A 7,931-nucleotide genomic window follows, 5' to 3' on the forward strand; every position below is an offset into this window, starting at 1 on the left:
CACCGGCACCGTGTAGACATGCCGGGCGAGGCCCTTGAAGGCACGGAAATAGCCGCTCTGGTCCTTGGTGTTGATCATGCCCGAGATGAGGAACAGCGGACGCGGGTTCTTCTCTTCCTGCTCGGCCAACGCTTCGGCAACCACCACGCCGGCCCCCGGATTGTGGCCACCGTCGAGCCAGATATCGGCGCCCTTGGGTGCCAGTTCGGCCAGCCGGCCCTGCATCAGCTTCTGCATACGCCCTGGCCAGGCGACATTGATCATCGCCTTTTCGGCGGCGCGATGGCTGATCTCGAAACCGGCCGCCTTGACCGCGGCGATCGCCGCCGCCGCATTGGCGAACTGATGGCGTCCGGGCAGCCTGGGCGGTGGCAGGTCCATCAAGCCGTCTTCGTCCTGGTAGACCATGCGGCCGTTTTCCTCGAAGGCAAGGAAGTCCTGGCCGTAGACGAAGGTGGGGCATTCAAGCCGCTCGGCGGTTTCGATCAGCACCTGCAGCGCCGTTTCGCTCTCCTGCGCGCCGATGACCACCGGACAGCCGGGCTTGATAATACCGGCCTTTTCGGCCGCGATCAGTTCGACACGGTCCCCGAGATAGGCCTCGTGGTCGAGCGACACCGGCATGATCACTGACACGGCCGGCTCCTTGACGACATTGGTCGCGTCGAAGCGGCCGCCGAGCCCGACCTCGATGATGGCGGCGTCGGCCTGGTGTTCGGAAAACAAGAGGAAGGTGACGGCGGTGAGAATCTCGAAGACGGTGATCTTCTCGCCTTCATTGGCTCTGGCCGCACGGGCAATAGCATCGGCGAAAACCCTGTCCTCGACCAGCCTGCCGCCGCCATCGGCGGCCAGCCGGTAACGCTCATACCAGTTGACCAGATGCGGCGAGGTGTGAACATGGACGCGGTAGTCCGCTGCCTCGAGCAGGGCGCGCGAAAAGGCGGCGCACGAGCCTTTGCCGTTGGTGCCGGCGATGTGGATGACCGGTGGCAGCCGATCCTGCGGATCGTCAAGCCGCTCCAGCAGCCGCGAAATGCGGTCGAGCGAAAGGTCGAAGCCTTTCGGATGAAGCGCCATCAGGGCTTCGATTTCGCGGTCGGCGGCAAGCGTCGTCATGGCAGAATCCTAGCGCATGAGCCGTGAAAACCAGAATCGGTTTCGGATGGCTATGGCAATCAAAAGCTACAGCGCGCCGAAGCACCCGTGCAATCGCGGTCGCGGCGCTTCGTGTCGCTTCAGGCTTGCGGCCGAGCTTCCGCGGCGACCACCGCCGGCGGCAGGATTTCCGGCTCCAGCGTTTTTTGCTCTTCCGGCAGCTTGAGCAGCATCTTGAGCAGGCGCGCGATCGTTTCACGCATTTCCAGCCTGGATACGACCATGTCGACCATGCCGTGCTCCATCAGATATTCGGAGCGCTGGAAGCCGTCGGGCAATTTCTCGCGGATCGTCTGTTCGATGACGCGCGGTCCGGCAAAGCCGATCAGCGCGCCGGGCTCGGCAATGTGCACGTCGCCCAGCATGGCATAGGAGGCGGTCACGCCGCCCGTGGTCGGGTTGGTCAAAACGACGATGTAGGGCAGGCCGGCTTCCTTCAGCCGGTCGACACCAACCGTTGTCCGCGGCAATTGCATCAGGGACAAAATACCTTCCTGCATGCGCGCGCCGCCGGAAGCGGCGAACAGGATCAGCGGCCGCTTGCGCTGCAGGGCCACTTCGAAGCCATGCACGATGGCGTCGCCAGCGGCCATGCCGAGCGAGCCGCCCATGAAGGCGAAATCCTGCACCGTGACCACCACCGGCAGACCCTCGACGGTGCCCAGCGCATTGATGATCGCGTCCTCAAGGCCGGTCTTGGCCTTGGCGTCCTTCAACCGGTCGACATAGCGCTTCTCGTCGCGGAATTTCAGCGGATCCTGCATCACCTTGGGGTTGTCCAGGGTCTCGTATTTGCCGCCATCGAAGAAGAATTTCAGCCGCTCCTTGGCCGAGATCTTCATGTGATGGCCGGACGACGGAATGACGAACTGGTTGGATTCCAGGTCCTTGTGGAACACCATCTCGCCGGTCTCCGGATCCTTGATCCAGAGGTTCTCGGGCATGTCGGTGCGCCGGCCGAGCATCGAATTGATCTTCGGGCGAACGTAATTGGTGATCCAGTTCATCGCTTCGGCTCCTGTCCTGACGAGGATTGGGAAGAGGTAGGAGAACTATTCGGCAGCAGCAAGGCGGGCCGAACGCACGCCTTGCGCAAGGCCGCTGACCAGCGTGGCGACGGCTTCGGCCGGATCGGCGGTCTTTTCGCCCTTCGGTCCCAGCACATTGGCAACCGCATTGACGATCGCGGTGCCGACGACGACACCGTCGGCATTGGCGCCGATCACCCGGGCCTGCTCGGCGGTCTTGACGCCGAAGCCGACGCAGACCGGCAGGTCGGTGTGGCCCTTGATGCGCTTGACCGCCGCCGCCACCTTGCCGGTGTCGGCCAGCGCCGAGCCGGTGATGCCGGTCATCGACACATAGTAGACGAAGCCCGACGTGTTCTGCAGCACTTTCGGCAGGCGCTTGTCGTCGGTCGTCGGTGTCGCCAGCCGGATGAAATTGATGCCGGCCTTGAGCGCCGGAATGCACAGTTCCTCGTCCATCTCGGGCGGCAGGTCGACGACGATCAGCCCGTCAATGCCGCTGGCGATCGCGTCCTTGAGGAAGCGGTCGACGCCATAGATGTAGATCGGATTGTAGTAGCCCATCAGCACGATCGGCGTTTCATTGTCACTGGTCCGGAAGTCGGCCGCCATCTTCAGCGTCTTGACCAGCGTCTGGCCGCCCTTCAGCGCCCGCAGGCCCGCCGCCTGGATCGCCGGGCCGTCGGCCATCGGGTCGGAAAACGGCATGCCGAGCTCGATGATGTCGGCGCCGGCCTTGGGCAGTGCCTTCATAATCGACAAGGAGGTGTCGTAGTCAGGGTCGCCGCCCATGAAATAGGTGACGAGCGCCGGGCGGCCTTCGGCTTTCAGTTTTGCCATGCGGCGGTCGATGCGGGTCACCATGTCTGGCCCTTTGGACGAATTTTGCTCATAATCAACTCCCAAATCGAAACTGTCCAAAGGGGCCTAGATCTCCATACCCAGCATCGAGGCCACCGTATGCACGTCCTTGTCGCCACGGCCGGACAGGTTGACGATGACGATCTGGTCCTTGTCCATGGCGGGCACGATCTTCACCGCATGCGCAATGGCATGCGCGGATTCCAGCGCCGGGATGATGCCTTCGACGCGCGTCGTCAGCTTGAAGGCCTCGAGCGCCTCGTCGTCGAGGATCGGCACGTATTCGACGCGGCCTGAATCGCGCAGCCAGGAATGCTCGGGGCCGACGCCGGGATAATCGAGACCGGCCGAGATAGAATGGCCGTCCATGATCTGTCCGTCGGCGTTCTGCAGGAGATAGGTGCGGTTGCCATGCAGCACGCCCGGCGCGCCGGCATTCATCGAGGCGCAATGCTCGATGCCGTCAAGGCCGCGTCCGCCGGCCTCGATGCCGATGATGCGGACCTCTTTGTCGTCGAGGAAGGGATGGAACAGGCCGATGGCGTTCGAACCACCGCCGACAGCGGCGATGATGGTGTCCGGCAGTCGGCCTTCCTGCTCTAGGATCTGCGCCCGCGCTTCGGTGCCGATTACCGACTGGAAGTCGCGCACCAGCTCCGGATAGGGATGCGGGCCGGCGGCGGTGCCGATCAGGTAATAGGTGTCCTCGACATTGGTCACCCAGTCGCGCAACGCCTCGTTCATGGCGTCCTTCAGCGTGCCGTGACCAGCGGTCACCGGGCGCACTTCGGCGCCGAGCAGCTTCATGCGGAAGACATTGGGGCTTTGCCGGGCGACGTCGGTGGCGCCCATATAGACGACGCAGGGGAAGCCGAAGCGGGCCGCGACCGTGGCCGATGCCACGCCATGCTGGCCGGCGCCGGTCTCGGCGATGATGCGCTTCTTGCCCATGCGCTTGGCCAGCAGGATCTGGCCGAGGCAGTTGTTGATCTTGTGCGAACCGGTGTGGTTCAAATCCTCGCGCTTGAAATAGACCTTTGCGCCGCCGAGATGCTTCGTGAGGCCTTCGGCGAAATAGAGCTTCGAGGGTCGCCCGGCATAATGGGTCGACAGGTCAGTCAGCTCGGCCCTGAAATTCGCATCGTTCTTGACCTCGTTCCAGTGCTGCTCCAGATCGAGGATCAGCGGCATCAGCGTTTCGGCAACGAAACGACCGCCGAAAATGCCGAACATGCCCTGTTCATCGGGTCCGGTGCGGAAGGAATTGGGTGTCGCCGGCTTGTTCATCGCCGATCTCCTGGCATCTTGACTTATGAAGCATGTCCTTGTCGGAAAACCGGTTCCCACTTTTCCGGGACATGCTCTGGTTTAAGGCACTACTAGGCTGCGCGGGTGTTCCGCGCGGTCCTGACGGCCCGGAAAAACTGTTCGATCAGCGCCGGATCCTTGACGCCCGGTGCGCTTTCCACGCCTGAGGAAATGTCTATTCCGGGCGGGTCGGCAAGCCGAAGGGCATCGCCGATATTGGCGGCGTTGAGCCCACCGGAAAGCATGTAATCGACGCCGCCGTCAAGGCCGACAAGAATGCGCCAGTCGAAGGCAACACCATTGCCGCCCGGCAGTTCTGAGCCTTTCGGCGGCTTGGCGTCGAACAGGAACCGGTCTGATATGCCGATGAATGGCTTTATCCGTTCGAGATCGGCAGCCTCGCTGAGCGGCAGCGCCTTCATCACCGGCAAACCATAACGGGCTTTGACCTCGGCGACGCGCTCGGGCGTTTCCGCGCCATGCAGTTGCAGCATGTCGGGCTGCATTTGGGCAAGGATTTCATCCAGGAAAGCGTCGCTGGCATCGACGATGACAGCAACCGCCATCGCCTTGCCGCGCGCCGCCTCGCGCAGGCGGCCAGCCTCGGCGGGTTCGACATAGCGTGGGCTTTTGGCGAAGAAGATAAACCCGACATGGCTGGCGCCGCCGGCCAGCGCCGCGGCCATTGCCGCGTCGGTCTTCAAGCCGCAGATCTTGATGTCGAGTGCCATGGCGCGGGAATTGGCATGAAAAGCGAAAAGAGTCGAGAAAAAGCATGCTGTTTGCCGGCGCGGCCAAAGGCGCTACCTATGGATGAACAGGACACACTGCGGGAGCATGACCATGACCGACAGGACAATTGCCGAACTCAGGCAGAAGATCGCGCAGGCGCGCGAGGTCATCGCGCACCTGATCGACAAGGCCGCCTTCGACGGCGCCGAGGCGCACCGCGCGCTCGACTATTTTGGCAGCGATGAATTCGACGGCAATTTCCTGCCGTGGCCGCATCATGGCGATGAGGGGCTACGGCCTGAGGACTTGAACGCCGCCAACGACGACTGAGCGATCTACTCGAACATGATCGCCTGCAGCGCACCGCCATTGCGCTTCAGCCAGTCCTTGCAGCGATCGGTGTCGGGGCAGAGCTTTTCGCACAATTTCCAGAATTTCGGACCGTGGTTCATCTCCTTGAGATGCGCCACTTCATGCGCGACGAGGTAGTTGATGACCGGCGACGGCGCCATCATGATGCGCCAGGAAAAGGACAGATTGCCTTCGGAGGTGCATGACCCCCAGCGGCTTGATGTGTCCTTGAAGCGGATAGCCTTGGCGCGCTTGCCGAGCGCCTCGGTGTGTTTGGCCACCAGCTTCTCGATTTCCTTCTTGGCCTCGCGCTTGAGGAAATCGGCGAGGCGGCGCGGCAGATGTATGCGGTCGCCATGCACGATCAAGAGCGGACCACGTTCGTCGCGCGACACGGTGACGGTGCCGCGCTTTGACGGTTCATGGACGATGCGGTGCGGCACGCCGCGCAGCGGGATCCTGATGCCGGGCCGCACCTGCGGCCGCGTCGGCACCTTGGCCAGTCGCTGCTCCAGCCAGTCCTGGTGCCGCTCGAGGAACCTGTCCACTTCGCCGCGGCGCAGGCCTGGCGGCACGGTTATGCGTAGACCCTGGCCGCCTGAATCGATGCGCAGCGTCATTCGGCGCGCCCTGGCGCTCTCGACGATCTTAAGCGGCAGCGTGCGGCCGGCGACGCAATATTCGCGCTCCACGACAGGCGTGGGCTTGGGCTTTGTCAGATTGCGAAAGAAGCCGAGAGTCATGGCGGGACGATACGCGATTCGAGAAAAACGACTAGAACAAAAAAGAAACGGCGCCGCTCGCGCGACGCCGTTTTTTCACGATGTGGCCAGTCGCTTGGCCTCAGTCGTCAAGCAGGTTCGAGCCCTTGCCACGCTTGGTGGTCGTCGTTCCGGTGCTTGGATCGGTCTTCGTCGGAGCCGTCGACTTGTTGCGGTTGGCCATGAACCGGTCGAACTCGTCCTGGTCCTTGGCGCGGCGCAATTCGCGGGCATACTCGTCGAACTGGGTCAGCATCTCGTCGAGCTTGCGGCGCTCTTCGTTCAGCCGCTCAAGTTCCTTTTCGCGCCAGTCGTCGAAAGCGACGTTGCCGGTGCGGGCGGAGCCATTGCCCCAGCGCGCGGCCTTGTCGGAACCGCGGCGGCAGCCGGCGAAGATGCCGTCGGTCGCGCGGTTGACGTCACGCTTGAAGCCATCGAGGCGGTCGCCCCAGATGATGTAGGCGAGCATGGCGAAGCCGAGTGGCCAGAACACCATGAAACCTACAACCATCAACGCGATGGTTGCCGGCGTCCAGGCCGGACGGATCAATGCGGATGCGTTCATTTTCTCCCATTCCTTCGGTTGGAGACAGCCAAATCCGGGCTGCGTGGAATCGAAATGGGAAGAGAAAAACGGCGATTCAAGACAATGTCCGCCAAATCCGGACAAGCATCTGAAATGATTATCGCTTTTTGATCATATCGAGGAAAAGCACGACCAGCCCGGCAATCAGGCCCCAGAATGCGGCGCCAACGCCGAACAGCGTCAGACCCGACGCGGTGACGACAAAGGTGACGGTGGCGGCCATGCGATCCGCCTCTTCCTTCAGCGCGATAGACAGCGCGTTGGCGAGCGACGCCATCAGCGCCAGGCCTGCCACCAGCACGATCAGGCTCTGCGGCAGCACCGCGAAGATCGCCACCAGCGAAGCGCCGAAAATCGCAAAGATGAGATAGGCGAGCGCATAGAACGGCCCGGTCTTCCAGCGCTCGGCGGGATCGGGGTGGACGTCCGGTCCGGTGCAGATCGCCGCCGAGATCGCCGCCAGATTGGTCGTCGAGCCGCCGAACGGCGCCGACAGCAACGAAAACAGGCCCGTGACGCCGATCAGCGGGCCGGGCTCCGGGTGATAGCCGGCGGCGCGCAGCACGGCGAGGCCGGACAGGTTTTGCGACGCCATGGTGACGAGGTAGAGCGGCAGTGCCAGGCCGATCACCGCCTTGGTGGTGAAGTCAGGCGCAATCAGCGTCAGCGTCGACAGTTCCGGTGTCGGCAGGCCACCGACACGGCCGGTGAGGAAAGCGGCGAGGCCACCGCCGATCAGAACCGCCAGCACCGACAGCGCCGGGTTGAACAGCCTGATAACGAAGAAGGCAGCGATCAGCGGCAGGATCAGCCACGGGTCGATTGGAATGGTTTTCACCGCATTGAGCGCGAAGGTGACGACGATGCCGGCCAGCATGCCCGAGGCAACGGAGGGCGGTATCCTCGAGATCAGCTTGGTCAGGGGCCGAAACAGCCCTGTGGCGATCAGAAGGACGCCGGTGACGATGAAGGCGGCGACGGCCTCGCTCATCGAAAAGCCGCTCGATGCCGCGATCAGCGCCAGGCCCGGCGTCGACCAGGCGGTGATGACAGGCATTTTCGTGCGCCATGACAGCCACAGGCTCTCGATCGCCATGGCCAGGCAGATCGTCGTCACCCAGCTTGCCGTCTCGATCTGCGTCGCAC

General features: G+C 63.1%; 9 protein-coding genes. 1 reads left to right on the forward strand and 8 read right to left on the reverse strand.

Annotated elements, in window-relative coordinates; translation table 11 throughout:
* From EN893_RS01715 to EN893_RS01735, 5 genes are all read right to left on the reverse strand, one after another.
* On the reverse strand, positions 1 to 1,119 hold a 1,119-nt coding region (locus EN893_RS01715), incomplete at its 3' end, for a folylpolyglutamate synthase/dihydrofolate synthase family protein (protein ID WP_164900687.1).
* A 119-nt stretch (positions 1,120 to 1,238) separates the two neighbouring features.
* A complete protein-coding gene (gene accD, locus EN893_RS01720; protein WP_013528321.1) occupies positions 1,239 to 2,165 on the reverse strand; it encodes an acetyl-CoA carboxylase, carboxyltransferase subunit beta in 927 nt (308 codons plus the stop codon).
* Between the two features lie 45 nt (positions 2,166 to 2,210).
* Positions 2,211 to 3,050, reverse strand: a complete 840-nt coding sequence (gene trpA / locus EN893_RS01725) for a tryptophan synthase subunit alpha (protein ID WP_127269346.1) — start codon at positions 3,048 to 3,050, stop codon at positions 2,211 to 2,213.
* Between the two features lie 63 nt (positions 3,051 to 3,113).
* Positions 3,114 to 4,334, reverse strand: coding sequence for a tryptophan synthase subunit beta (gene trpB / locus EN893_RS01730; protein WP_127269345.1), 1,221 nt, complete (start codon positions 4,332 to 4,334; stop codon positions 3,114 to 3,116).
* A 92-nt stretch (positions 4,335 to 4,426) separates the two neighbouring features.
* Positions 4,427 to 5,086 carry a phosphoribosylanthranilate isomerase gene (locus tag EN893_RS01735; RefSeq protein WP_127269344.1) on the reverse strand — a complete coding sequence of 220 codons (660 nt, stop codon included), beginning with the start codon at positions 5,084 to 5,086 and terminating at the stop codon, positions 4,427 to 4,429.
* Between the two features lie 112 nt (positions 5,087 to 5,198).
* Between EN893_RS01735 and EN893_RS01740 the strand changes: the two genes are divergently transcribed.
* Complete coding sequence (locus tag EN893_RS01740) at positions 5,199 to 5,417, forward strand: hypothetical protein (RefSeq protein ID WP_127269343.1); 219 nt, start codon at positions 5,199 to 5,201, stop codon at positions 5,415 to 5,417.
* A 5-nt stretch (positions 5,418 to 5,422) separates the two neighbouring features.
* Here the strand turns inward: EN893_RS01740 and EN893_RS01745 are convergent, their stop codons facing one another.
* From EN893_RS01745 to EN893_RS01755, 3 genes are all read right to left on the reverse strand, one after another.
* The gene (locus EN893_RS01745; RefSeq protein WP_127270177.1) at positions 5,423 to 6,181 is read right to left on the reverse strand and encodes a M48 family metallopeptidase; all 759 of its coding nucleotides are present in this window, start codon (positions 6,179 to 6,181) and stop codon (positions 5,423 to 5,425) included.
* 100 nt (positions 6,182 to 6,281) lie between these two features.
* Positions 6,282 to 6,764 (reverse strand): DUF2852 domain-containing protein, encoded by a 483-nt coding sequence (locus EN893_RS01750; RefSeq protein ID WP_127266800.1) that lies wholly within the window; start codon positions 6,762 to 6,764, stop codon positions 6,282 to 6,284.
* A gap of 118 nt (positions 6,765 to 6,882) precedes the next feature.
* A partial coding sequence (locus tag EN893_RS01755) for a benzoate/H(+) symporter BenE family transporter (RefSeq protein ID WP_164900688.1) occupies positions 6,883 to 7,931 on the reverse strand: 1,049 nt, incomplete at its 5' end.

Source organism: Mesorhizobium sp. M7A.F.Ca.CA.004.04.2.1, from assembly GCF_004022825.1.
Classification (GTDB): domain Bacteria; phylum Pseudomonadota; class Alphaproteobacteria; order Rhizobiales; family Rhizobiaceae; genus Mesorhizobium.

Coding starts and splice junctions, on each gene's coding strand:
- accD (WP_013528321.1), bottom strand. CDS start 2,165: ATGAACTGGATCACCAATTACGTTCGCCCGAAGATCAATTCGATGCTC.
- trpA (WP_127269346.1), bottom strand. CDS start 3,050: ATGGTGACCCGCATCGACCGCCGCATGGCAAAACTGAAAGCCGAAGGC.
- trpB (WP_127269345.1), bottom strand. CDS start 4,334: ATGAACAAGCCGGCGACACCCAATTCCTTCCGCACCGGACCCGATGAA.
- EN893_RS01735 (WP_127269344.1), bottom strand. CDS start 5,086: ATGGCACTCGACATCAAGATCTGCGGCTTGAAGACCGACGCGGCAATG.
- EN893_RS01740 (WP_127269343.1), top strand. CDS start 5,199: ATGACCGACAGGACAATTGCCGAACTCAGGCAGAAGATCGCGCAGGCG.
- EN893_RS01745 (WP_127270177.1), bottom strand. CDS start 6,181: ATGACTCTCGGCTTCTTTCGCAATCTGACAAAGCCCAAGCCCACGCCT.
- EN893_RS01750 (WP_127266800.1), bottom strand. CDS start 6,764: ATGAACGCATCCGCATTGATCCGTCCGGCCTGGACGCCGGCAACCATC.